Source organism: uncultured Jannaschia sp. (genome assembly GCF_947494025.1).
In the GTDB taxonomy this organism is placed as follows: domain Bacteria; phylum Pseudomonadota; class Alphaproteobacteria; order Rhodobacterales; family Rhodobacteraceae; genus Jannaschia.
Genome location: NZ_CANLTQ010000012.1, coordinates 1 through 24445, shown reverse-complemented (window position 1 = coordinate 24445; position 24445 = coordinate 1). Strand labels below are relative to the sequence as shown.

Below are 24445 nucleotides of genomic sequence, written 5' to 3'. Positions count from 1 at the left end.
CCCCGCCCCGGTCCGGGCCGCCTGAACGCCCCGTCGTCCCTTTGCCGCCGGGGCGGTGCGAGGCTGCGCGCCGTGGATGCGGGTTGACAGGTTCCGGCGGCGCGACCCTAAGCTGGGGCGGGGCGCCGCTTCGGCGACGGAGCGGACCGCGGCCGCAGGGAGACAGGGAGAGAAACGATGCAGACGATGACGAGAAGCGGCGCGCTCGCCGCGGTGACGGCGATCGGCTTGATGGCGGCGCCGGTCGCGGGGCCGGCCCGGGCCGAGACCCCGGCGGACACGCTGATCCAGGCCTGGGCGATCGACGACGTGATCTCCCTCGACCCCGCGGAGGTGTTCGAGTTCACCGCCTCCGAAGTGCTCGGCAACTCCTATCAGGGGCTGGTCGGCTACGACGTGAACGACGTGTCCGACATCTTCGGGGTGATCGCCGAAAGCTGGGAGGTCAGCGAGGACGGCAAGACGTTCACCTTCACCATCCGGCCCGACCTCGAATTCGCCTCCGGCAATCCGATCACGGCGGAGGACGCGGTCTTCACGCTGCAACGCGCGGTGAAGCTCGACCTGTCGCCCGCGTTCATCCTGACGCAGTTCGGGCTCACGGCCGACAACGTGGACGAGATGGTGCGCCAGACCGGCGACATGACCTTCGAGCTGGAGATGGATCAGGCCTATGCGCCGACGCTGCTGCTCTACTGCCTGACGGCGACGGTGGGCTTCGTCGTCGACAAGCAGCTCGTCATGGAGCACGAGGAGGACGGCGATTTCGGCTACAACTGGCTCAAGACGAACTATGCCGGGTCGGGCGAGTACACGATCCGCGACTGGCGCGCCAACGAGGTGATCGTGCTGGAGCGCAACGAGAACTTCTCGGGCGAGGCGCCGGAGATGGCGCGGGTGATCTACCGCCACATCCCGGAGGCCGCGACGCAGCGCCTCCTGCTCGAGCAGGGCGACATCGACATCGCCCGCGGCCTCGGCGCCGAGGAGATCTCCGCGCTCGAGGGCGAGGAGGGCATCCGCATCGAGAACGGGATCAAGGGGTCGCTCTATTATCTCGGGCTCAACCAGCAGAATGAATATCTGGCCATGCCCGAGGTCCGCGAGGCGATGAAGCATCTCGTGGATTACGGCACGATCGCCGACACGATCATGTCCGGCAAGGTGCAGGTCCATCAGGCGTTCCTGCCCGAGGGCTTCCTCGGCGCGGTGAACGAGACCCCCTTCGAGCTCGACGTGGAGCGGGCGCGCGAGCTTCTGGCGGAGGCCGGGCTCGCCGACGGGTTCGACGTCACGATGGACACGCGCAACACCCCCGAGATCACCTCCATGGCGCAGGCCATCCAGCAGACCATGGGCGAGGCCGGCATCCGGATGGAGCTGATCCCCGGCGACGGGCAGCAGACGCTGACCAAGTACCGCGCCCGCAACCACGACATCTATATCGGACGCTGGGGTCCGGATTATCAGGATCCGAACACCAACGCGGCGACCTTCGCCTACAACCCGGACAATTCCGACGACGCCGCCGAGAAGCCGCTGGCCTGGCGCAACGCGTGGGAGATCCCGGAGCTGAGCGACCGGACCGTCGCGGCCTCGCTGGAGCGCGACACCGAGGCGCGGGCCGCGACCTACGAGGCGCTGCAGCGCGAGGTGATGGAGACCGGGCCCTTCGTCATCATGTTCCAGGAGATCGAGGTCTTCGGAATGCGCGACGACGTGGAGGGCTACGTGATCGGGCCGTCCTTCAACGACAACTCCTTCGTCGAGGTCACCAAGACCCGATGACCGCGACGTCGCCGGCGAATGCGGGAGGGCGCTGGCGCGCCCTTTCGGGGATCGGGATGAAGGCGGGACGGCTCCTCGCGACCGTCGCGGTCACGTTTCTGGGCCTCCTGCTCGTGACCTTTCTGATCGGCCGGGTCGTGCCGGTCGATCCGGTCCTCGCCGTGGTCGGCGACCGGGCCTCGCAATCGACCTACGACGCGGCCTATGTCGCGCTCGGCCTCGACAAGCCGCTCTGGCGGCAATTCCTGATCTATCTGGGAAACGTCCTGTCGGGCGATTTCGGCACCTCGCTCCTGACCAAGCGGCCCATCGTCGAGGACATCGCGCGGGTCTTTCCCGCGACGCTGGAGCTCGCCACGGCGGGCATCGTGATCGGCACGGTGGTGGGCATCCCCGTCGGCGTGCTCGCGGCGGTGCGGCAGGGGGGGCTCGCCGATCAGATCGTGCGCATCCTGGGACTGGTGGGGTATTCGGCGCCGATCTTCTGGCTCGGCCTGCTGGGCCTGCTGGTCTTCTACGCGCAGCTCGGCTGGGTCGCGGGGCCGGGGCGGATCGACATCTCCTACGAATATTCCTTCACGCAGGTGACGGGGCTCCTGCTGCTCGACACCGCGATGCAGGGGGAATGGGCGGCGTTCGGCAACGTGATGTCGCATCTGGCGCTGCCGGCGGCCCTGCTGGGCTATTTCTCGATGGCCTATATCAGCCGCATGACGCGGTCGTTCATGCTGAACGAGCTGGCGCAGGAATACGTGATCACCGCGCGGGTGAAGGGCGTGCCGGAATGGCGCATCATCTGGGTCCACGCGCTCCGCAACGCGGCGGTGCCGCTCGTCACCGTGGTGGCGCTCTCCTACGCGGGCCTGCTGGAAGGGTCGGTGCTGACCGAGACGGTGTTCGCCTGGCCGGGGCTGGGGCAGTACCTGACGAACTCGCTGCAGAACGCGGACATGAACGCGGTGCTGGGCGGCACGCTGGTGATCGGGGTGATCTTCGTGGGTCTGAACCTCCTGTCGGACCTGCTCTACACGATGCTCGACCCCCGGGTGCGGCGGCGATGAGCGCGGCGGCGACCCCCTCGCGCCGGGACTGGCTGCTCGCCGACCGGCCCGCCTCGCCCGCGCAGGCGCGGTTGGGACAGGCCTACCGGACCTGGCTCGCCTTCCGCGCGAACCGCCTCGCCATGGTGGGGCTCGCGATCGTCGCGGCGCTCGTGGGGATGGCCCTCTTCGCCGACCTGATCGCGCCGTTCGATCCGCTGCGCGGCGGCGACCTTCGAACCGCGCGGCTGTTGCCGCCGTCCTGGACGCACCCGATGGGGACCGACGACCAGGCGCGCGACATCTTCAGCCGCGTCGTCCACGGCAGCCGGCTGACGCTCCTCGTGGTGACGCTGGTCGCGGTGATCGCGACGCCGATCGGCCTCGTGATCGGGACCTGCGCGGGCTATTTCGGCGGCTGGGTGGACACGGTGCTGATGCGGGTGACGGACATCTTCCTCGCCTTCCCGCGCCTGATCCTCGCGCTGGCCTTCGTGGCCGCGCTCGGTCCGGGGATCGAGAACGCGGTGATCGCCATCGCCATCACCTCCTGGCCGCCCTATGCCCGCCTCGCGCGGGCCGAGACGCTGACGATCCGCGACCAGGACTACATCGCCGCGATCCGCCTGCAGGGCGCGTCGAGCCCGCGCATCATCTGGGGCCATGTGGTGCCGCTCTGCCTCAGCTCGGTGATCGTGCGGGTGACGCTCGACATGGCGGGGATCATCCTCACGGCGGCGGGGCTCGGGTTCCTCGGGCTCGGCGCGCAGCCGCCGCAGCCGGAATGGGGCGCGATGATCGCGTCCGGTCGCCGGTTCCTGATCGATTTCTGGTGGGTGGCGACCATGCCGGGGATCGCGATCTTCGTGGTCTCGCTGGGCTTCAACCTCCTGGGCGACGGGTTGCGCGACGTGCTCGACCCGAAGGCCGCGTCGTGAGCGCCATTCTCGAGGTGGAGAACCTGCGCGTGGCCTATCCCTCGCGGCAGGGCCCGGTCGAGGTGGTGCGCGGCGTGAGCTTCGCGCTCGGGCGCGAGCGGCTCGGCATCGTGGGCGAGAGCGGTTCGGGCAAGTCCCAGACTGGCCGCGCGATCCTCGGGCTGACGGCGGCGGGCGGACGGGTCACGGCGGACCGGCTCCATTTCGACGGCATCGACCTGCGCGGCGCGTCCCCCCGGATCTGGCGGCAGCTCCGCGGCCGGCGGATGAGCATGGTGATGCAGGATCCCAAGTTCTCGCTCAATCCGGTGATGACGATCGGCCGGCAGATCGTGGAGGCCGGCCGGCGCGGCGGCGTGTCCCGGCGCGATGCGAAGGCCCGGGCCCTGGAGATGCTGGAAGCGGTGCAGATCCGCGACCCTGGCCGGGTGTTCGACGCCTATCCGCACGAGCTTTCGGGCGGGATGGGTCAGCGGGCGATGATCGCGATGATGCTGGTCGGCCGTCCGGACCTGCTGATCGCGGACGAGCCGACCTCCGCGCTCGACGTCACGGTGCAGCTCGAGGTGCTGGGCATCCTCGACGACCTGGTGCGCGACCGGGGCATGGGGCTCGTCTTCATCAGCCACGACCTGCGGCTCGTCTCCACCTTCTGCGACCGGGTTCTGGTGATGTATGCCGGCCGGGTGGTGGAGGAGATTGCGGCGGCGGATCTGGACCGGGCGACGCATCCCTACACGCGGGGCCTTCTGAACTGCCTGCCCCGGATCGACGCGGAGGCGCGGCCGCTGCCCACGCTCGAACGCGACGCGGACTGGGCCCGATGAGCGCGCTGCTCTCGGTGGACGACCTTTCGGTCACGTTCGGGCACGGCGCGGACGCGGTGCAGGCGGTGCGGGGCATCGCCTTCGCGGTGGCGGAGGGCGAGTCCTTCGGCATCGTCGGCGAAAGCGGGTCGGGCAAGTCCACGGTGCTGCGCGCGATCTGCGGGCTGGCGCCGGTAAGCGGCGGGCGGATCGCGCTCGACGGCGCGGCGATCCCCGCCCCGCGGCGGGCCGACTTCTACCGCCGCGTGCAGATGGTGTTTCAGGATCCCTACGCCTCGCTGCATCCCCGGCACACGATCGACCGCGTCCTGTCCGAGCCGCTGGCCATCCACGGCTTCGGCGCGCGGGGCGCGCGCGTCGAGGCCGCGCTGGAGGATGTCGGGCTGGGGCACGGATTCCGGTTCCGCTATCCGCACCAGCTGTCCGGCGGGCAGCGGCAGCGGGTGGCCATCGCGCGGGCGCTGATCCTCGAGCCGAAGATCCTCCTCCTCGACGAGCCGACCTCGGCGCTCGACGCCTCGATCCAGGCGGAGGTCCTGAACCTTCTCGACCGGCTGCGGGCCGAGCGGGGGCTGACCTACGTGCTGGTGAGCCACGATCTCGCCGTGGTCGCGCATATGTGCGAGCGTCTCGCGGTGATGCAGAACGGCCGCGTCGTGGAGGAGCTGACGCGCGACGCGCTGCGCGGCCACGCGGCCGAACAGGACTATACCCGGACCCTTCTCCGCGCGAGCGAGGGTTTCAGAAAGGACGGCGCAACGTGACGATCCCGGTTTTCGACGGCCACAACGACTTCCTCCTGCGCCCGCTGCGCGACCCCGCGCGGCGCGGGAGGCTCTGGCTGGAGGACAATGGCGGCACGGCGGAGCCCGGCCATCTCGACCTGCCGCGGATGCGGGCGGGCGGCTTCGCGGGCGGGCTTTTCGCGATCTACGTGCCCTCGCCGGCGGACGACCGCATCGACATGGACGCGGCGATGGAGCGGACGCCCTACGACCTGCCGCTGCCCGACGCGCTGGCGCTCGGGCCCTCGCAGGCCGAGGCGCTGGCGATGGCCGGGCACCTTCTCTGGATGGAACGGGCCTCGGACGGGGCCTTCGCGCTGTGCCGCGACGCGGGCGGGATCGAGGCCTGCATGGCGGCGGGGCGCATCGCGGGCGTGATGCACATGGAGGGGGCCGAGGCGATCGGCCCCGATCTCGACGCGCTGCACGTCTGGCACGGGCTCGGGCTGCGCTCGCTCGGGCCGGTCTGGAGCCGGCCCACGGCGTTCGGCCACGGCGTGCCGTTCCGCTATCCCTCCACCGGCGATACCGGGCCGGGGCTGACCGGGGCGGGGGAGGCGCTGGTGCGCGAATGCAACGCGCTGCGCGTCCTGATCGACCTGTCTCACATGACGGAAGCCGGGTTCTGGGACGTCGCCCGGCTGTCGGACGCGCCGCTGGTGGCGAGCCATTCCAACGCCCATGCCGTCACGCCATCGAGCCGCAACCTTTCCGACCGCCAGCTCGACGCCATCGCGGAGCGCGGCGGGCTGGTGGGGCTGAACTTCGCGACCTGCTTCCTGCGCCCCGACGGGCTGCGTGGCGCGGATATGGGCTGGGAGCCGGTGCTGCGCCATCTCGATCACCTGCTCGCGCGGCTGGGGGAGGGGGGCGTGGGGTTCGGCTCCGACTTCGACGGCGCGACCGTGCCGGCGGGGATCGGCGACGTCGCGGGTCTGCCCCGGCTGGTCGAGGCGCTGCGCGCGCATGGCTACGACGACGCCCTGCTCGAACGGCTCTGCCATCGCAACTGGCTGCGCGTGCTGCGCGACACGTGGGGCGGGTGATCCGGGCGGCGCGCGACCTCCGCCGGCGGGCGGGGGCTTCGTCGCATCGTTCCGCATCGGCGTCGTTCCGGAACCGGCCATATCGTTCTCCCGAACGACGCGGTCCGGTACCGGGGCGACGTCGGGGTTGCCCGCACGGATTCACCCGAGGAAGCGGCCTCAGGCGGGCGGCGTGACGATGCGCAGGAAATCCCCCGGGCAGTCGGGCGGGGCGAGGAGGATGCTTCGCAGGGGGATTTCGGCGCCGTCGCGATGCAGAAGCGCGATCCGGTCGTCGGAGCGGCCGTCGCGCCGCGCGGCGGACATCTCGCTCCAGGGCCGGCCGGCCGCGCGATCCTTCGCGGTGAACAGCGGTTCGATCGACTGGCCCAGGATCTCCGCCTCCGTCCAGCCCAGCACCGATGCCGCGCTTTCCGGCCATTGCATCACGGTGCCGTCGCCGTCGTAGGCAAAGACCGCCCAGCCGGGCAGCTCCGCCAGAAGGTGGCGCAGCCCCGTCCGTTGCAGCCGCTCCTGCGTCTCCAGCCGTTCGGTGGCGCCGAGATTGCTGAAGAGGATGCCGATGCCGCCGGACGGCGCGGGCAGGGGGAACGCGCGCGCATGGAGGCGGCGGCCCCTGTGCACGAGCGAGCCCCAGTCGAACGACACCTCCTCGCCGTGATCCATCGCCCGGCGGAGCTGCGCCTCGGCGCGGGTGCCCCGGATCTGGGGAAAGGCCTCCGGCAGGATCCGGCCGATCAGCGCCTCGCGGGGCTGGCCGAGGAACAGCTCCGCCACGCGGTTGATCGTGACGTAACGCCATTCGGGGTCGAGCGAGACGTAGCCCTCGGAGATGCCGTCGAGGATCAGCATCAGCTTCTGCCGCTGCACGGTGTCGCCGGGCGATTCCGGTCCGGCCTGCAGGGTCGCGTAATCCCGCATGCTGAGGATCGCGAGCTTGTCGCGCCCGTGATGGGTGACAACGACCGGCGCGCGGATCGCGAGCTCGCGGACACGGCCGAAATTGCGCGTGGCTTCTGCGGCCGTCAGCCGCGGTTCCCGTGGGTCGATCATCGCTCTGGTCCGTTCCCGCTATCTGGGCGACCCGCAATACGTCCGGATTCGCATCCTGCAAAGTTCGCGTCATTCGGTCGATTGAGCATTCCAGAATTACGCATTATACGCAAACGGGGGACGCGCAAGGGACGCGCCGGACTGTGGAGTTCGCCTTGACGGAACAGCATGGAACCAGCCTCGTGACGACGGGGGTGCCGGGCCTCGACGACGTGCTGCGCGGCGGCTTGCCGGCGGGCGCCTTCTATTACGTCGGCGGCGCGCCGGGGACCGGCAAGACGACGCTGGGCCTGCAATTCCTGCTGGAGGGGCATCGCCGCGGGGAGCGGACGCTGTTCGTGACGCTGTCGCAGGACCGGGCCGATCTGGAGCGGATCGCGGCGTCGCACGGCTTCGATCTCGATGGCATCACGATCGAGCAGGTCTCGGCGATCGGCCGCGCGCCCGGGCTCGACGACCGGCAGACCGTGCTCGATACGGCCGATGCCGAGCTTTCGCAGGCCGTGAACCGGATCGAAACGCTGATCTCGGGCTCCGGCGCCCATCGCGTGGTGATCGATTCCCTGTTTGAAATGCGGCTTCTGGCCCACGATCCGCTGAGCTACCGCCGCGAGCTTCTGCTGCTGCGCGAAACGGTCGGGCGCCTCGGCGCCACCACGCTGGCGCTCGACTACAACGACGGGAGCCTCGGGGATCGCCAGCTCGAGGGGATGGTCAACGGCACGCTGAAGCTGGAACAGGAGAACCCGGGCTACGGGGCGACGATGCGCCGCCTGCATGTCGGCAAGATGCGCGGCCATGCCTTCGTGGAGGGCTACCACAATCTGACGGTCCGCAGGGGCGGGCTGTCGGTGTTTCCGCGCGTGGTCCCGCGGGACGCCGTGGACCGGCTTTCCGGGGGGGAGATCGTATCCGGGATCGACGGGCTCGACGAGATGCTGGGCGGTGGGCTTCTTCTGGGGACGACCTGCCTGATCGCGGGGCATTCGGGAACGGGCAAATCGACCCTCTGCACGGCCTATGCCAGCGCCGCGATGCGCGAGAACCGCATCGCGGCCATGTTCCTGTTCGAGGAGCGGCCAGCGATCTTCCGGCGGCGTTCGGAAAAGCTGGGCTTCCGGCTGGAGGAGCAGGAGGCGGCGGGCAAGCTGATCCTCGAGCAGTTCGACTCCTCCGAGATGTCCGCCGGCGAGTTCATCCAGACCGTGGTCGACACGGTGGATCGCCGGGGCGCCGAACTCGTGGTCATCGATTCGCTGAGCGGCTTCCTCGGCGCGCATCCCAACGGCGCCGACCTTATCGCGCAGCTGCACACGCTGCTCACCTACCTGTCCCGCCGCAACGTGCTCACCGTCCTGACGCTGACGCAGCACGGCCTGCTCGAGGGCGAGAACTCGGCGGGGATCGACATCGGCTACTTCGCCGACAGCGCGCTCCTGTTGCGGAACGAGGAGCGCGGAGGGGATCTTCGGCGGACGCTCACCGTGCTGAAGAAGCGGCAGGGCGATCACGAACAGCGGGTGCGCGAGCTGCTGATCGGCGATCGCAGCGTCAACGTGGTGCCATCCGCCCAGGTCGCGCGCCCCCATCTCGTCGTGGTCTAGGCCGTGGCCCCGGCCGAGGAGGGCCTGCGCGCCCCCGGCGGGCCCGATCCGAGGGTCCTGATCTACGCGCCGCTCGGCCGCGACGCGGACGTGCTGTCGGAGATCGCCCGCGACGTCGAATCCGATCCGGTCGCGGTCACCGCCAGCGACGCGCTCGCCGCGCGGATGGCGGAGGGCTGCGACGCGGTGGTCCTGACCGAGGAGGCGCTTCACCGCCGGACCGGCGAGACCCTGCTGCGACACCTCGAGGCGCAGCCGTCCTGGTCGGCGCTGCCCGTGCTCGCGCTCGTCGCCGATGCGGGGCGGCTGCCGCCGGGGCTCAGGCTGCCGGGCGGCGCGGCGGAGCGGGTCGAGCTGGTGATCCTGCAGCGGCCGACGCGGGCGCGGACCCTGCGCTCCACGCTCGTCACGCTGATCGGGTCGCGGCGGCGGCAGCGGATGGTGCGCGACCAGATCGCGGATCAGGGCGCGCAGGAGCGGCACCTGCAGTTCCTGCTCTCCGAGCTCGACCACCGGGTGAAGAACCTTCTGGCGAAGATTCTCGGCATCCTCAATCTGACCCGGCGCGAGGCCCGCGACCTGGACGAGTTCGCGACGGCCTTCGAGGGCCGCACCCGCGCGCTGGCCGAGGCGCACCAGATGCTGAACGGGCATACGGCGCATCCCGGCACGCTGCGGAGCCTCGTGGAAAACGTGATGGCGCCCTATCGCGACGCCGAAGGGTCGAACCTCGTGATCGAGGGCCCCGAGTTCGCGCTGCGGCCCCGGGCCGGGCTCGCCCTCGCCATGGCGCTCCACGAGCTTGCGACGAACGCGTCCAAATACGGCGCGCTCTCGACCGGGACGGGGGCCGTGGCGATCCGCTGGCGCCTCGACGACGACGCGCTGGAGTTCGAGTGGACGGAGCGGGGCGGTCCGCCCGTGGCCGAGCCGGCGCGGACCAGCTTCGGCACCCGCCTCCTGCGGTCCTACACCTCGCGCGAGCTCGGCGGCGAGACGGAGCTGCTCTTCCGGCCCGAGGGCCTGTTCTGGAAGGTGCGCGCGCCCGTCGCCGCGGACTAGGCCCGCCGGGCGTCGGGACGACGCGCTTGCACGCGCGCCGGATCCGTCGTTCGCTCCGGTCAGGCCAGACGGAGGACCCGCACCATGCAGACCGCGCTCGTGATGGGCCTTCTCGCCTCCTCCGCCTTTCCGATCGGCGTCGCGATCGGTCTGGTCCTGCCGATCCCGCGCCGCGTGCTCGCGAGCATCATCGCGTTCGGGGCCGGCGTCCTCGTCGTGGCGCTCACCTCCGAGCTGATGGCCGAGGCGACGGAGGGCGGCTTCATCGGCTGGGCCATCGGGGGGCTTCTCGCCGGCTGCATCGTCTACATCGTCCTCGACCAGATGCTGGAACAGGGCGCGCAGGAGAGCCCGCGCCGCACCGGGCGGGATGCCGGCGACGTGCGCGCGGGGGCCGAGCGCATCCCCGAAACCCAAGAACAGGCGACGATCTCCGGCATGGCGGTACTGGTGGGCACGGTCCTCGACGGGGTGCCCGAGAACGCGGCCATCGGCATCGGTCTCGCCGCCGAGCAGGGCCTCGGCTACGTGCTGCTCGGCGCGGTGTTCCTGTCGAACCTGCCCGGCGCCATCGCCTCCACCGTGGGCATGCGGAAGGAAGGGCGCTCGACGACCTATATCGTCGTCGCCTGGAGCCTGGTGGCGCTGGCCTGCACGGCGTCCTGCGTTCTGGGCTTCGCGCTGCTCGCGGGGCTGCCGCCCGCCGCGCAGAGCTTCATTCTGGCCCTGGCCGCCGGCGGCATCCTCGCGATGCTCGCGGACACGATGTTCCCCGAAGCGTTCCAGACCGGTGGCCCGTGGGTCGCCCTGGCGGCGACCGTCGGCTTCGCCGCGGCCTTTCTCCTCACGGAGCTGGCGCATTGAGCGCGGAGCACGGTTGAAGATCCACGCCCGGGGCCGGCGTGCCCGGTGATCCGGGTTGTCGCCGGACGCCCGTCCCGCCTCCGGGGTGCCCGACGGGACGATCCGCGCCGCGCGGGATCGAATGCGCCCGGTCCGCGTTGCGTTGGACCGCGGGGCGCGGGGAATCGTCCGTTCCGCCGCGTCCACGATCAGAAAAGGTGAGATCCCATGCCGACCAGACCGACCCGACCCGTATCCGCCCTGGCGACCATCGCCTGCGCGATGACCCTCGCCGCGCCGGCGTCCGCCCAGGACGACGCCGCGATGTCGGGGACCATGTCGCGCGCCGACGACGACATGGCGCGCGTGCTCGAGGCGCTGCAATCGCTCGAACCGAAGCCCCTCCCCGAGCTTTCCGCCGAGAACGCGCGCGAGCAGCCGACGCCGGCCGATGCGGTGGCGAAGGTGATCGAGGAGGACGGCCTCGACGTGGCCGAGCCCGCCGTCACCCGGCAGGACATCACCTATCCCGCCGCGGCGGGCGATCAGCCGGCCCGCGTCTATACGCCGACCGATGCCGGCGAGGGGCCGTTCCCGCTCGTCGTCTACGTCCACGGCGGCGGCTGGGTCATCGCCGATATCGACACCTACGACGCCTCGGCCGCGGCGCTTGCCGACAAGCTCGACGCGGTGGTGATCTCGCTCGAATACCGCCACGCCCCGGAGGATCCGTTCCCGGCCGCCCACGAGGACGTGCTGGCGGGCTACAAGTGGGCCGTCGAGAACAGCGGGCAATACAATGCCGACGCCGACCGCCTGGCCCTCGTCGGCGAGAGCGTGGGCGGCAACATGGTCGTGGCCACGGCGATCGCGGCGCGGGACCAGCAGCTGACCGAGCCCGACCACATCGTCTCCGTCTATCCGGTCGCGCAGACCAGCCTCGACACCGAGAGCTACGAGGCGAACGCGGAGGCGATCCCGCTGAGCCGCGCGATGATGGAATGGTTCTTCGACCTCACCGTGACCGACGAGAGCCAGCTTTCCGATCCGCGGATCAGCCTCGTGGACGCCGATCTGGCGGGCCTGCCGCCGGTGACCATCATCAACGCCGAGATCGACCCGCTTCTGAGCGACGGCGAGATGCTGGCGGAGGCGATCGAAGCCGCCGGGTCGCCCGTGGAGCAACGCACCTTCGAGGGCGTCACGCACGAGTTTTTCGGCATGGCGGCAATCGTCGAGGGCGCGGCGGCAGCGCAGGACTACGCCGTGGAACGGCTGGAAGCCGACCTTTCGGATTGATCCCCGAACGCTGCCGGAGGTCGGTCGACCATCCGGCAGCGCGGTGCCGGCCAAGCCCGGTCGGCACCGCGACGACCCGCCCCCCGATCCGCTCCATGAAACAGCTCGGTTTCTGGGAGAGTGCGCAGCGTCGGCCCCGCCGCGTCGCGTGTCATCGCAGGAAGATGAGACCCACGGAGACGGCGTAGAGGCAGAGCACGAACGCGCTTTCGAAGCCGATCCGGGCGATGCCCGCCTTTTCGCGCCGTAGCATGCCGAGAAGAAGCACCGTCGTCATCAGCATCGCGATCAGCCCCGTGGTCCGGTCCCCGTCGGTCATCGCCTCGTAGATGGAGCCGTCATACGCGAAGTCGGCCACGCAGAGGAACATGACCTCGAAGGCGTTGCCGCCGATCACGTCGCCCACGGCGAGGTTGACGGCGCCGATGCGGACGGCGGCGATCGCGGTGATCAGCTCGGGCAGGGAGTTCGCGACCGCCGCGAACACGGTGCCCACGGCGGATTCCGACAGGCCGGTCTTCTGGACGAGGGCGATGCTCGCCTCGCCGATCAGGTAACCCGCCGCCGCCGTCACCCCCGCGTAAAGGAAGAAGCGCAGCCAGAGCGACCGGTCCGAGGGCGCGTCCTCGCCGTCCTCCGTCTCCGAGATCTCCTCGCGCGTCTCGTCGGTCTGCACCGCCGACCACATCGGCTCCTCCTTGATCCGGGTCAGGAGGCGGAGCCCCATTCCGTAGCCGACGGGGATGAGGAGCGAGGCGGGATGGATGCCCCAGATCGTGACCGGCGGCTGGACCGAGGCGATGAGCGGCACCGACAGGAGCGCCACGAGCAGCACGCCCTGCGCGAGCCCGGTCACGCTTGCGGCCGCGTGTTCGAGATTGGCGCGCCGGTAGAACAGGTCCGCCACCGCGATGAACGCCGTCTGTGCGGTGAGCCCGCCGAGCGCGTTGCCGACGGCAAGGCCCGGCGCGTCCTGCAGCGCCGTGGTCACGGAGGTGATCGCGCCCGGCAGGGACGTGGCCGCGCCGACGAAAAGGGCGCCGGCGACGATCTCGCCCATGCCGGTCCGGTCGGCGAGCTGGTCGGCGACCCCCGACAGGCGCCATCCGGCGATCCCGATGCACAGGGCGGAAACGGCGAAGACCGCCGCGACCAGCAGGAGGGATGCGTTCGCCAGGTCGATCATGCAAGGCCCCGCATCGGCGGGGCGGCCGCCGGGGCGTGGTCCGGTTTCGGCCTCGGGTCATCGTGGGGGCGCGGGCGGTCGGTCATGCTCTGGTCTCCGGGGTCGATGCGGTTCGCGATGCGGTCCGGTCGAGGGATTCCCCGCGGGGGCATCCCGCCGCTCAGGCGATGCCCTTGCCGCCCGTGACGCCGTAGACCTCTCCGGTGAGGTAGCTGCCCTCCTGCGAGGCCAGAAGCACGTAGATCGGCGCGAGCTCCACCGGCTGCCCGGGGCGGCCGAACGTGCTCGATCCGCCGAAGCGCTCCACCTTTTCCTGCGGGGCGCCGCCGCTGGGGTTCAGGGGCGACCAGATCGGGCCGGGCGCGACCGAATTGGCGCGGATGCCCTTCTCGATCAGCTCCGAGGACAGCGCCTCGGTGAAGGCGACGATGCCGGCCTTGGTGGTGGCGTAGTGCATGATCGAGGCCGAAGGGTCGTAGGCCTGGACGGAGGCCGTGGTGATGATGGACGCGCCCGGCGGCATGATCCGGGCCGCTTCCTGCGTGGTCCAGAACAGCGCGTGGAGGTTCGTCCGCAGAGTCGTGTCGAAATCGTCGCTGGTCAGCTCGTCGAAGGACGGGGTGAACTTCTGGTGCCCGGCATTCACCACCAGGATGTCGAGCCCGCCCATCTCCTCGGCCGCGCGCTTCGGCAGGTCGCGGGCATAGGCTTCGTCGGTCACGTCACCGGGCAGGGCCACGGCCTTACGTCCCGCCCGTTCGATGAGGGCCACGACCTCGTCCGCGTCGGACTGCTCGTCGGGCAGGTAGGAGATGGCGACATCCGCCCCTTCGCGGGCATAGGCGATGGCGACGGCGCGCCCGATCCCGGAATCGCCGCCGGTGATCAGCGCGCGGCGGCCTTCGAGCCGGCCGGAGCCCCTGTAGCTCTCCTCGCCGTGGTCGGCCGGGGGATCGAGCCGCCGGGCGAGGCCGGGGGCCGGTTGGGGCTGCTTCGGGAACGGGGGCGCGGGATATTGCGTCCGCGGGTCCTGCATCTTTAAACGGTCGACCATGGGATCCTCCTTGCTTCGCCGGGGGTCGTCATCCCCTAACGACGCGAGGCGCTCCCCTGTTCAATCCGCGGGAGGTTTGCGTCGGCAGGCGGGGGGCCGGCGTTCCGGCGCGGCCCCCGGGCCCGGGCGCCGCGGCGTTGTTCACGCCGCTGGCCGAAGGGGTCCGAAGCCCGCCCCGTGCGACGGCCCGTCTCGTCTCAGGCGTCCGGGTTCCCCGAGCCGTCGCGGCCCCGCGCCGGGTCCGGCCGCAGCAGATGGCCTTCGTCGATCGCGGTTCCGGGCACCTGCCGGATATGGACGTTGGCGCCGGCGGCGCGCACCGTCTGGGACGTGTCGCGGCGGCGCTTGAAGATGATCGTGTCCCGCACGGCCACATGGGTCCAGCCGGCGGCCGTGGTCTCGATCGCCCATTGCCAGTCCTCGTAGGCATAGCCCTCCGCCACGGCCCGATCCGCGTAGGGATGATCGAGCCAGACCCGGCGGGGCGCCATGCAGAGCGCGTCGTAGGGGTTCGAGACCAGCAGGTATTCCGGCAGGTAGAGCGGATCGTCCTGCGACGGGACGACGAGGAGGCTCTGGCCCGCGTCGAACAGCCAGTTCAGCTCGGGCCGCGCGATCCGCCGCAGGCCTTGCGCCTCCGCCTCCCGAAGGACGCGCAGCCCCTCGGCGAACCAGTTCTCGCTGTACAGGTCGTCGGCATCGACGAAGGCCATGAAGCCGCCCGTGGCCATCCGCGCGAGCTCGTTGCGGACGCGGCCCTGATCCCCGAGCGCGAAATCCGTGCGCCGCCAGCGGTCGAAGCGCGGCTGCGCCACGAAGTCGCGGGTCCGCGCGTCGCAATTGTCGAGGCCCAGCAGCAGCTCGACGCTGGCGCCCGTTTCCTGCACGGCGGCGATCGCCGCCTCCAGGCTCCGCAGGGTCGGGCCGAGCAGGAGGGACTCGTTGTGGGCGAGAAGGCCGATGGACAGGTCAGCCATGCCCGGCCGCCCGTTCCGTCGCCGCGCGCGGGCCCGCATGTCCGTCCACGGCCTCCGCGAATTCCGCCACGAAGGCCCGGAGGCCGGCGCCGTCGCGCGTTTCCGCCATGTGCGCGCGCAGACGGGCCGCGCGGTCGCGGGCCTCGGCGGGACGGGCGAGGATCTCCCGCAGGGCCCGGACATAGGCCTCCACGTCGTCCACATCTTCCACCGGCCAGCTCATGTCGTCCCGGAGCACCTCCGCGGTGCCGCCCACGACGCTGCCCACGAGGGGGATGCCGGTCATCGCGACCTCCAGCAGCAGATGCGGCACGCCGTCCCATTCGGAGGTGTAGAGCCAGGCGTCGCATCCCCCGAGCGGAAGCGTGCGGAACGTCTCGTAGGTGCCCTTCAGCTTTATGTTCGGCGCCGAAAGCGCGGCGGTGTCGAAACTGTCGAGAAGGGCCTTGCCCCAGACGTGAAAATCCACGTCGGGCAGGCGCTCGGCGATCCGCGCCAGGAGGTCGGGGCGCTTCTGACGGTCGAACCGTCCCGACCAGAACACCTGCGGGCGGCGATCCGCGTCGCGCGGCGGCTCGGGCACGAGACCGACCGACGTCTCCGCCGGGGCGGAGATCACGCGCACCCGGTCGCGCCCCGCCTCCGGAAGCGCGAAGCGCTCGACCAGCTCCGCCTTCAGGAACGCGCTGTCGACGATCAGCGCCGCGCAATGGTCGAAACACCGGTACGCGTATTTCACGGGATAGCCGCTCCATTCGCCAGTCAGGTTCTTTTCGTTGCAGAACAGGTAATTGTAGATCCGCATCTCCTGCGCCATCAGGCGACGGTAGGTCATCTGGCAGGTCCAGGCGAGCTGGCTGTTGATGTTGAAGACGGCGACGGGGCGCAGGCTGCGCAGGAAGGAAAGGAACAGGTCGCTCCGCACCCCCTCCGCATACCCTTCCGTCGCCGCCGTCAGGTCGATCTGCCGGATGGCGGGATCGAAGCGGCCGGACGGCGCCGTCCCCTTCGCATCGGTGTAGACGACGAGGACCGAGCCGGGCCCGTAGGCGGCGGCGAGCGCCTGCGCGAGGTAGCCCTCCTCCTTCGCCCCGCTGCCCCAGCGGGGGCGGTTCACCGCGATCACGAACGGCGCCCGTCGATGCCCGGCCGCGTCGCGCAGGGCCAGGGTCGCGACCAGCTTTTCGCCGGTCCGGGCATGATGGAAGGGCGGCATCTTCGGCCGGAACGCGGCGGGCCAGGTGGCCCCGACGAGCGGGTCGAGCGCGGCGGCCTTCGCGACCATCTCGCCCAGCGTGCCGTATCGAAGCCGCTCGAACAGATCCCGGCGCCGGTCCGTCATCGCCCGCGACACGTCGAACGGTGCCTTGTTCAGACGGCGGGCGATCGGCGGGAACTTGTTGGCCGGCTCGCCGACGAACCGCGCGCGCCGGCCTTCCGTGACCCAGTGCACGAAGGGGTTCATGCCGCCGGGGATCGCCGCCTTGTGCCGTCGCCGGTACAGGGCGGTGCCGAAATGCGGCGACGGATCCCAGCCCCGCTTCGCGCCCACCTGCAGGTAATGCTGCATCGGGTTGAGGCGCGAATACAGGATCTCGGGATGCGCAAGGACATAGAATTCGGCGTCGAAGGCGGGCGCGATGGTGGCGGCGGCGGCCTCATGGGCCGGCGCGATCGGCAGCTCCATCGCCGCCGCGATCCGGGTCCGGAGATGGTCGTCGATGTGCCACGCGGTCCGGCCGCGCCATTCCGCCCGCGCGGGGCCGGCGACGTCGACCACCGGCACGATCCGATGCTCGCGCGTGCCGGCCTTGAGGTAGTGCAGAAGAGCGCCGCCATGGAACCCGAGCGCTTCGGGATAGGTCTGCTCGTACGCCTTCGCGTCGAACCGGGCGGACGGATTGCGCCCGAGCGGCGCGCCGATCCGCAGGTAATGCACGGCCGGATCGAGATCGCTCAACCGGACATCGGCATAGGTCCCGGCATACCAGGTCGCGTCGAACAGCGCGCTGCTCTCCAGCAGCGACAGGTCTTCCATCCCCGCTCCCATGACGTTCATGACCGGATGATCCATCTTCGCCCGAGCGTCCGGAGATTCCGGACCGCGCGGCGGGCCGACAAACGCGGGCCGCGCGTCGGGTTCGCGGGCCGGGCGGCGCTGTCCTCGACCTTCGGCGGGGGTGGCGCGACGGTCTTCGCGGCCCTCGGCGGCGCTGCAGGGGCTTCGGCGGGCGCGGGCGGCGGGCGCCGGGCATAGGTCTCGATCCGGGCGGAAACCTCCGCGGACAGCCGGGCCAGCGCCTCGCGCGCGTCCCGAAGCGACGTGCGGTCCTCGTCGGCCCGCCGGGCCAACGCGGCGAGGTCGGATTCGAGCGCCGCCACGTGGCGGCGCCGGTCCTGCTCAAGCCGCGCGACCCGATCGTCGGCGGCGGTCGTGAGGGCCTCCAGCCGCGTCCGTGCGGCATCGCGTTCGGTCCGCATCGTCTCGATCGCCTCGCGGTGCTCCCGAAGCTCCGACTCGAGTTTCGCCCTGTCGCGGTTCAGGGCGCGGGCCTCGACCGAAAGCTCCCGGCTTTCCACCGCCAGCTTGCGGAAGATCGGCGTGGCCTCGTCCAGTCGCCGCAGGATCGCGTCCAGTTCGGCCTCGTCGCCGTCGCGTCGCGCGCCCGCGCACCAGCGCCGCAGGATCCGGTAGGTGTCCTTGACCGAAGGGCCGGTCAGCGCGTCCTCGAAGACCGCCGCGTCCCCTGCGAGGTGATGCCGCCACTTCGCCGACAGAAACCCGTCGACGCGGTGCGCGACGGCCTCGGAGATCTCCGGCGGCTGGATGTCGAGCCCGCTCGCGAGGCGCCGCGTCACGCTCCGCCAATCGGCGACGAGATCGTCGTAATGCACGTAGACGCGGGGCAGGCCGCGCGTATCGCGCTCCGCGGTCAGCACGAAACGCAGCCAGGAGACGAGCGCCTCTCCGCGCAGGATGCGGTTGCGCGCATGGAGGGATTCGGCCACGTCGAGCGGATTGCGCACCGGCAGCACGCAGAGCGTGCGGATTCCCGATCGCTGCAGCGCCTCCCGCCAGAGCGGGAAGAGCAGGCTCATTCGCGGATCCTTCATCACGAAGAACGGTGCCTCGCCGACCTCCGACCCGATGATCTCGACCGCCTTGCCGACGAACGCTTCCCGCGCCTCGTCGGAGACGAGATCGAGGCCGACGGGCGCGAGATCGTACCAATGCGATCCCGCCGCCTTGAGATAGGCGTCGTCGAGATCGACCAGCGGCTGGCTTTCCCAGAACCCCAGATCGTTGTCCTTCTGATTGCCCGGGATCAGCGTCCGGGGCAGCGCGAAGCCGATCAGGTTGAGCACGCGGGCCAGCGCCGACGAGCCCGAGCGGTGCATCGAGAGGATGATTATGCAGGTCTGCATGCCGCGACATCCGGCATCGCGCCGCCGGGCGGCGCGTCACGAGGTGGCGTCGGCGCGACGCGTGCCAATAAGGCTGTCGGGGATGCTCGGTGTCTCGAAGCCGAATATCGCATGATCCCCGATGGCCCGCTGCCCCTTACGTGAAGTCACGTCCCACCATGCGGGTACGGCCTTGTCAAGCGACGCCCGGCCGGAGAGCCTTCGCAGGCTCTCCGGCCGGGCCAAGCCATGGCGTGCGGGATCTCGGGTGCCGGGTCGGCCCGGGGGATCAGGCGGTCCAGCGGCCGACCGCCATGACGCAGCATGTCGGCGCGACGTTCTGGCTGCCGCCTTCCGTCCAGGACCGGATGTCCACGCCGCTCGGCTCGGCCTTGTCGACCGCGAAGATCCTGGGTCCGCCGCCGAAGGTGGCGGTGATGCTGACGAACAGGCCCGTGGTGGTCGCGAAGGCTTTCGGGAACCTCCATGTGGCCGCCGCTTCCCGTGCCGTCGCGAAGGACTCGATCGTGCAGATCTGGGTGCCGTCCGCATACCGCAGGTAGGAGCCGTTCGGCGTCGTGCCCGACTCGATCACGGCGCCGGTCGGGACCCCGTTCGCCTGCGCGACCGGCCCCACCACGTTGCCCGGCCCATAGCCGTAATCGGCCCGCATCAGGCGCCCCGGCCTGCGGTCGGTCGGGTCCGACTGCACCGCGTCGCCGACGACCGCATCGGCCCGGATCTCGGAAAAGGTCGCCGCGCCGCTGGCGCCGTCGATCGCCATCGCCGTCGTCCAGGACGCTCCGTCCGCGCTGACCTTGACCGCGAACCCGCCGTCCCCCGCGAGGCCCATCTCGGCGCGCCCGGCATACCCCGTCTGAAACAGCAGGCTCGCCGTGTCCGCCTCGGTCGCCTTGTTGATCTTGAGCTGATGCCCGCCGCCGGCATTGTCGAGAAGCGTGGCGTCGGCGGCGACGGCGAGGCGGTTCGTGTCGTCCGCCAGAGTGTTGATCCCGAAGGTCTCCACACGATCGGCCGTGCCGTCCTTCTGCCAGGCGCCCCCGTCGAACACGGCGTCGGCGGCCAGCGCCTCGACATGGCAGCGCCAGCCCTGTTGCGGAACGAAGAACCCCCAGGCGGCGTCCTGGCGCACGGCGATCGCGTTGTCGCGGCCCGCCCACTCCCCGACCGCGCCCGGCGCGACGATGTGGCGTTGACCGTTCTCCGGCGAGGCCGGCGGAACGGTGCGATCGAGATCGACGACCACGGGCTGCACGAGCGCATCGAGGATCCGCAGGGCCTCGTTGTGCGTGACGTGCTTCTGCGCCTGGTTGCCCTGGATCAGGGGGAGCGACAGGATGGTCGTGTTCTCGTAGTCGGGCATGGTGGGGAACTCCGCTGCGTTGAAGGAGCGGACCCTCGGCCGGAGCGGTTAACGCTTTGTTAACGGTCTCCGTCCGCGTTCCGGGCATCGACCGGCCCCGGAACAGGGGGGCCTCCCGCGCCGGAACCCGAACACGGGGCGTCCGGACGGGCACGCTCTGGAATGGCTCGGCCGGGGGTCCATTGAAGCCGTGCGGCCCCCCGTCTAGACGGGCCTCCGAACGGACGGGGCGAACGATCATGACCAATCTGATCTCGCGTTTGGCGGAACGCCTCAAGCGTGAACATCCTGCGACGCCGGACGGGACGGAGGCGATAGCGGCGCCGGACAAGACGGTGGGGACGGAGGAGGTCGTCGCGACGGAGGCCGGTCCGCCCGCCGGGAACCGCCCCGACCCCGACGGGGAAAGCCGGCTCGATCCCGAGCCCGCCCCCGACGATCCCGGTCCCGAGTCCGATCCCGTTCTCGATCCCGCCCCGACGACCGCGCCGGCCCCGCTCGCGCGGGACGCGACCGTCCGCCCGCCAGTTGTCTATCTGCCCGATCCCGTGGACCCGCCCGCGACCGGCGAACGCGACACGGCACATTTCGGGCCCGATCTCGACCGGTTGATCCGGATCGCCCGCGGCGTCGCGCGACCGGAGGGCTACGGCGAGGAATACGACCTCATCCGGACGCGGTTCGACTTCGCGCATTACTTCCTGAGCTACCGCGACATCTTCCGCGAGCGGATGGACCCCGTCGCGCATTACATTCGCGCCGGCGCGCGGGAGATGCGCGATCCGACCCCGACATTCTCGACCCGGCGCTACCGCGCGAATCTGTCCGAGGACGAGCTGGGCGGGCTGACCCCCTTCGGCCATTGGCTGACGGCGGGCGCGCCGGAGGGATGCGTCGCGCCGCTCCGGGCGTTGCCTGCCATGGCCGCCGTCCTCGACCGTCCCGCGGCCGAGGTCGAGGCGACCTGGACCGCCGCCCATCGCGACGTCGTCGAGCGGTTCCACCACGGCACGCTGGGCGAGATGGTCGGACGGGCGACCGCGCTCGACCCGCTCGTGGCCCTGTCCTGGCCCGAAGTCGGCAATATCCGGATCGGCACGTTCAACTCCGACCTCGTCATGTCGCGGACGGTCGCGCTGCATGCGCTGGCCCATCGGGCGGAGCTGCGGCGCGCACGGGCGGTCGTGGTCGTCAACCGGCCCCGCTGGGGGGGCGGGCGACGCATGGAGGGGCATCTCGCCCATGCGCTGGCCGACATTCACGGCGCGCGCGAGGTGCTCGTCCTGACCACCGAACAGGGGGGCGAGATGCCGCCCGGCAAGCTGCCCGCCGGGACGCGTCACGTCGACATGTCGGATCTCGACCTCGCAAGCCCCGAGCTGCGCGAGCAGGTTCTCTGCGCGTTCCTGCGCATCCTGCGTCCGGACATCGTGTTCAACGTCAACAGCCGTCTCATGTGGGACGCGATGACGCCGTTCGGCAGGACGCTGTCGCAGGAGATGGCGCTGGTCGCGGGCCTTTTCTGCGAGGAGCGGACGGCGCATGGCCACGAAACCGGCTACACGATCCACCGGGTCTACCGGCATTTCGACATTCTGGCGGCGATCTGCACCGACAGCGCGGCGCTGCGCGCGACGCTCTGCGAGCGATACCTGATCCCGCCCGATCAGAGCGGAAAACTCCGGGTGCTGCGCGCCCCCGTGGACCCGTCGATCCGGCCCGTCGTGGTCCCCGGGGACGGGGCGGCGGAACAGGCCCGGACCCCGTTCGGGGAAACCGCTGCGGACGCCGCCGGCGAAGTCCCGGACGCCATCGAACCGGACGCGGTTCGCGCGGCCGGTCCGAGGCGCCCGCAGGTCTTCTGGTCCGGCCGCCTCGATCCGCAGAAGCGGGTGGATCTCGTCTATGCGATCGCCCGGGAAATGCCCGAGGTCGAGTTCCGCCTCTGGGGCGAGCGGGTGCTGACCCGTGCGGCGACACGCCTTCCACCGGCGCCGGAGAACGTCGTCCTCGAAGGGCGGTACGAGCGGTTCGCGGACCTGCCCCTGCAGCAAGCCGATCTCTGGCTCTATACCTCGGCCTGGGACGGCGTGCCCTCGGTTCTTCTCGAGGTGGCGATGACGGGCCTGCCGATCGTAGGCACCCTCGTCGGTGGCACCGGCGAGATCCTGAAGGCGACCGGCGCGCGTGGCGTGCCGGCCGATGCCCGCGAACCCGGCGCCTATGTCGAGGCGATCCGCGAGACGCTCGCGGACCGGGACGGGGCGCGGCGCCGGGCCCTCGCGCTGCGCGAGGAGCTCGTGGCCGAGCGGCGGCCGGAGGCCTACCGGGCGGAGGTCGCGGCGATTCTCGAGGCCGGTCGCGACCGGACGCACCGGCCCGACGCGCCGGTCCGCCTGCCCGCGGCGCGGGCGCGGCCGGCCGAGGCGCCGCCGGAGGTCGACCTGTCGCTGCTCCTGACGGTCCATGCCGAAACGCTGGTCGCGGGGCCGACGATGCGCTCGGCCGAGGCGGCGCTGGCCCGGGTCGAGGCGCGGGGCTACCGCGTCGAGCGGCTCATGGGGCTCGACGCGGCCGGCGCGGCGACACGGGCCTACATGGCGCAGCCGGCCTTCGCGCGCTGGACGCGCCACGATCTCGACCTGCGCGATCAGGGTCAGGCCCGCAACGCCCTGGTCCGGGCCGCCCGGGGCCGGTGGATCGCGTTGCTCGATGCCGACGACCTTTTCAGCGAGAACTGGCTCGAGGCGGCGCTCGCGCGTCTGGCCGGACCGGAGGCCGGGCGCGCGATCGTCCACCCGGAAGCGATGTGGCAGTTCGACAAGTCCCAGACGATCTACACCAACCCGGACCAGTCCGCCGCCCATTTCAGCCCCTGGCACTTCGCGATGCAGAACTACTACGACGCGCTCTGCGTCGCACCGCGCGCCGCCTGGCTGGAGGTGCCCTATGCGGATCGCGACGTCGCCCGGGGCTACGCCTACGAGGATTGGCAATGGGGGGTGGAGACGATGGCGGCCGGGTGGCGGCACGTCGTCGCCCGGGACACGGTGATCTTTAAGCGCCGGCGCGACGTCTCGCAGTCGCGCGAAAGCCGGGAGCGGCGCGTCACGATCCGTCCCGTCGCGTCGCTCGCGATCGACGCCATCTCCGGGCTGGGAACGGCGGACCGCACCGGACCCCCCTCCGGGCCGATGCGCGCCTCGTCGTGAGCGCAGGCAGCGTCAGGATCGGAAGCCGGCGGCGTGCGCGCGATCCTTCGGGCTGGACGCGACGCCCAAGGACATGCGCGCGCGATCCCCGCGCGGATCTCTTCGCGCCGGCGAACCGGGGCCAAGCTCCTGCAGGGCGGGGCGGGGCGCCCTTTGTTGCAACCGAGTAGAAGTGTCGCTCGGGCTGCAAAGCAGAAATGTCGCGAGTGCGGCGGTTGGGGGCGGCCGGACAGAGTGCAGACGTCGAGGATCGGAGCCTTGACCGGCCGCCTGCGCAGCTTTCGACTTGGGCGATGCGGGCCGCCGTCGAGGTCCAGCCATCGTTCCTGCGTCCGGTCGGCATATAGCGCGTGCGCTGCTTTCCGGCGGGGCGGGTTTTCGGCGGGGCCTTGTCCTGTTCTGCCGCGATGAACTCCAGGACGGCGCTCAGGCGCTTGTTCCCGGTGATCGCGGCATGGGTGACGCGCTGATCCTTGTCGAAGACCCTGTAGGGTAAACGGACGCCCTTCCAGCGGACCTCCAGCCGACCGTCCGGGAAGACATGGGTATCGACGTACCTGCCTGCGAGACCGCAGGTGACGTCGTTCTCCTCGAGGATGATCCGTTTGCGCTCGTACGACAGGGAGAGCTGCGCTCCGACATAGCGCTGGTCCCTCGGACAGAGAACGTCGTGCAAGCGAGCGGGTTCGGCATTCAGCGCCCGGTGCAGGTCGTCGGGCCGGCGCGGCACCTTGGCAAAGCGGGCGTTGTGGCGATCCGTGAAGCCGGGCAGGAAGTCGTTCGCCGCCGCGATGCCGCAGATGCCCGCGAGCCGCAGTTCCTTGACCGGGCGATCCTGCAGCGTCCGGTTCGCACGCTCGACACGCGGTATTTGTCAAAGGAGTTGTCGCCTGTCCTTGTTTTCAGGCTGCTCGCTCGGCAGGGCCGGCCATGGGGCCGCCG

18 protein-coding genes and 1 pseudogene are annotated in these 24445 nt (G+C 70.9%); 11 read left to right on the top strand and 8 right to left on the bottom strand.

The genetic code is table 11. From position 1 onward, the window contains the following. The first annotated feature begins 177 nt into the window (after positions 1-177). The 6 genes from Q1B08_RS13695 to Q1B08_RS13670 are packed head-to-tail and all read left to right on the top strand — an operon-like array spanning position 178 to position 6424. Positions 178-1788 carry an ABC transporter substrate-binding protein gene (locus Q1B08_RS13695; RefSeq protein ID WP_299819830.1) on the top strand — a complete coding sequence of 537 codons (1611 nt, stop codon included), beginning with the start codon at positions 178-180 and terminating at the stop codon, positions 1786-1788. A 56-nt stretch (positions 1789-1844) separates the two neighbouring features. Further along, complete coding sequence (locus tag Q1B08_RS13690; RefSeq protein ID WP_299819962.1) at positions 1845-2849, top strand: ABC transporter permease; 1005 nt, start codon at positions 1845-1847, stop codon at positions 2847-2849. Continuing rightward, entirely contained in the window at positions 2846-3766 is a 921-nt protein-coding gene (locus Q1B08_RS13685; protein ID WP_299819827.1) for an ABC transporter permease, read from the top strand. The genes Q1B08_RS13690 and Q1B08_RS13685 overlap by 4 nt, the downstream gene beginning before the upstream one ends. After that, on the top strand, positions 3763-4593 hold the full coding sequence (locus Q1B08_RS13680) for an ABC transporter ATP-binding protein (RefSeq protein WP_299819824.1): 831 nt from the start codon (positions 3763-3765) through the stop codon (positions 4591-4593). The genes Q1B08_RS13685 and Q1B08_RS13680 overlap by 4 nt, the downstream gene beginning before the upstream one ends. Further along, a complete protein-coding gene (locus Q1B08_RS13675; RefSeq protein WP_299819821.1) occupies positions 4590-5357 on the top strand; it encodes an ABC transporter ATP-binding protein in 768 nt (255 codons plus the stop codon). Before Q1B08_RS13680 ends, Q1B08_RS13675 begins: the two co-directional genes overlap by 4 nt. Then, complete coding sequence (locus Q1B08_RS13670) at positions 5354-6424, top strand: dipeptidase (RefSeq protein WP_299819819.1); 1071 nt, start codon at positions 5354-5356, stop codon at positions 6422-6424. Before Q1B08_RS13675 ends, Q1B08_RS13670 begins: the two co-directional genes overlap by 4 nt. 159 nt (positions 6425-6583) lie before the next feature. Here Q1B08_RS13670 and Q1B08_RS13665 read toward each other — a convergent pair whose 3' ends face one another. Continuing rightward, positions 6584-7477: a PAS domain-containing protein gene (locus tag Q1B08_RS13665; RefSeq protein ID WP_299819816.1), complete on the bottom strand. Its 894-nt coding sequence runs from the start codon at positions 7475-7477 to the stop codon at positions 6584-6586. Positions 7478-7632: 155 nt separating this feature from the next. Here Q1B08_RS13665 and Q1B08_RS13660 point away from each other — a divergent pair, with 155 nt between their 5' ends. From Q1B08_RS13660 to Q1B08_RS13645, 4 genes are all read left to right on the top strand, one after another. Beyond that, positions 7633-9081, top strand: a complete 1449-nt coding sequence (locus tag Q1B08_RS13660; protein ID WP_299819814.1) for an ATPase domain-containing protein — start codon at positions 7633-7635, stop codon at positions 9079-9081. A 3-nt stretch (positions 9082-9084) separates the two neighbouring features. After that, positions 9085-10143: a sensor histidine kinase gene (locus Q1B08_RS13655; RefSeq protein ID WP_299819811.1), complete on the top strand. Its 1059-nt coding sequence runs from the start codon at positions 9085-9087 to the stop codon at positions 10141-10143. An 84-nt stretch (positions 10144-10227) separates the two neighbouring features. Next, on the top strand, positions 10228-11007 hold the full coding sequence (locus Q1B08_RS13650) for a hypothetical protein (protein WP_299819808.1): 780 nt from the start codon (positions 10228-10230) through the stop codon (positions 11005-11007). Between the two features lie 207 nt (positions 11008-11214). Then, the gene (locus Q1B08_RS13645; RefSeq protein WP_299819805.1) at positions 11215-12285 is read left to right on the top strand and encodes an alpha/beta hydrolase; all 1071 of its coding nucleotides are present in this window, start codon (positions 11215-11217) and stop codon (positions 12283-12285) included. A 151-nt stretch (positions 12286-12436) separates the two neighbouring features. Here the strand turns inward: Q1B08_RS13645 and Q1B08_RS13640 are convergent, their stop codons facing one another. The 6 genes from Q1B08_RS13640 to Q1B08_RS13615 all read right to left on the bottom strand — a co-directional run bounded on the left by Q1B08_RS13640 (position 12437) and on the right by Q1B08_RS13615 (position 20291). After that, positions 12437-13471, bottom strand: a complete 1035-nt coding sequence (locus Q1B08_RS13640; RefSeq protein WP_299819802.1) for a sodium:calcium antiporter — start codon at positions 13469-13471, stop codon at positions 12437-12439. Positions 13472-13631: 160 nt separating this feature from the next. Continuing rightward, the gene (locus Q1B08_RS13635; RefSeq protein WP_299819800.1) at positions 13632-14525 is read right to left on the bottom strand and encodes an SDR family oxidoreductase; all 894 of its coding nucleotides are present in this window, start codon (positions 14523-14525) and stop codon (positions 13632-13634) included. Positions 14526-14722: 197 nt separating this feature from the next. Beyond that, complete coding sequence (locus tag Q1B08_RS13630; protein WP_299819798.1) at positions 14723-15502, bottom strand: glycosyltransferase family A protein; 780 nt, start codon at positions 15500-15502, stop codon at positions 14723-14725. After that, the gene (locus Q1B08_RS13625) at positions 15495-17576 is read right to left on the bottom strand and encodes a glycosyltransferase (RefSeq protein WP_299819796.1); all 2082 of its coding nucleotides are present in this window, start codon (positions 17574-17576) and stop codon (positions 15495-15497) included. The genes Q1B08_RS13630 and Q1B08_RS13625 overlap by 8 nt, the downstream gene beginning before the upstream one ends. Continuing rightward, positions 17558-18928 carry a hypothetical protein gene (locus Q1B08_RS13620; RefSeq protein WP_299819794.1) on the bottom strand — a complete coding sequence of 457 codons (1371 nt, stop codon included), beginning with the start codon at positions 18926-18928 and terminating at the stop codon, positions 17558-17560. Before Q1B08_RS13620 ends, Q1B08_RS13625 begins: the two co-directional genes overlap by 19 nt. Positions 18929-19196: 268 nt before the next feature. Further along, positions 19197-20291 (bottom strand): DUF2793 domain-containing protein, encoded by a 1095-nt coding sequence (locus tag Q1B08_RS13615; protein WP_299819789.1) that lies wholly within the window; start codon positions 20289-20291, stop codon positions 19197-19199. A gap of 239 nt (positions 20292-20530) precedes the next feature. Here Q1B08_RS13615 and Q1B08_RS13610 point away from each other — a divergent pair, with 239 nt between their 5' ends. Then, the gene (locus Q1B08_RS13610) at positions 20531-23503 is read left to right on the top strand and encodes a glycosyltransferase (protein WP_299819786.1); all 2973 of its coding nucleotides are present in this window, start codon (positions 20531-20533) and stop codon (positions 23501-23503) included. A gap of 388 nt (positions 23504-23891) precedes the next feature. Here Q1B08_RS13610 and Q1B08_RS13605 read toward each other — a convergent pair. Continuing rightward, positions 23892-24368, bottom strand: a pseudogene (locus Q1B08_RS13605) (ISNCY family transposase); the annotation flags it as partial. Between the last annotated feature and the right edge of the window lie 77 nt (positions 24369-24445).